We start from the raw sequence: 558 nt of genomic DNA, 5'->3' as shown, positions 1-558 counted from the left end.
ATCCCTTCGACGGTGCCGAACGACTCACAGAGTCGGCGATGCAGCGCGTGGAGGTCCGGGCTCTCGACGGTGAGATAGACGACCGGACCCGGACCTCGCGGCGGCGGCTCGAAGTAATCGAGCCCGGTCACTCGGAGATCGATTCCGGAGCCACCACTCCTGCGTTCCCGAAGGATCGGCCGGAGTCGCTCGCGGAGTCGCGGGAGCGAGTCGGCGTCGTCGTCGAGTGCGGTGTCGAAGCGCTTCGCGAGCAGGGTGTGTCGCTCGCGGATCCGCTCGAACCGCGTGAGTTTCGGATGCAACTCCGAGGCGAGGCGGTCGACCTGCCCCGGGACCGGGACGTTCAGACTGAACACGGTCGAGCGTCGGCGTCAGCGGGCAAGAAGCCGTCGGGAGCGAGACCGACGCCGGGCGCGTTGGCGCGTGCGCCGGTCCGCGCTCGTTAGACCCGGTCGAGCAGCCACAGCACGATGAGCGCGACGACGGCGAGTCCCAGGAGCGGTCGTAGCGGGCCCAGAAGCTCAGCGAGGATCCCGAGGACGCCGCTGACGACTTCCA

General features: G+C 69.0%; 1 protein-coding gene. It reads right to left on the bottom strand.

Annotated elements, in window-relative coordinates:
* On the bottom strand, window positions 1-356 hold a 356-nt coding region (locus DEQ92_RS21625; RefSeq protein WP_115821767.1), incomplete at its 3' end, for a 2'-5' RNA ligase family protein.
* Window positions 357-558: the final 202 nt, after the last annotated feature.

The sequence above is a fragment of the Haloferax sp. Atlit-6N genome (assembly GCF_003383195.1).
GTDB classification, from domain to species: domain Archaea; phylum Halobacteriota; class Halobacteria; order Halobacteriales; family Haloferacaceae; genus Haloferax; species Haloferax gibbonsii.
The sequence above is the reverse complement of the archived record's forward strand: the minus strand, read 5'-3'. Positions and strand labels throughout refer to the sequence as shown.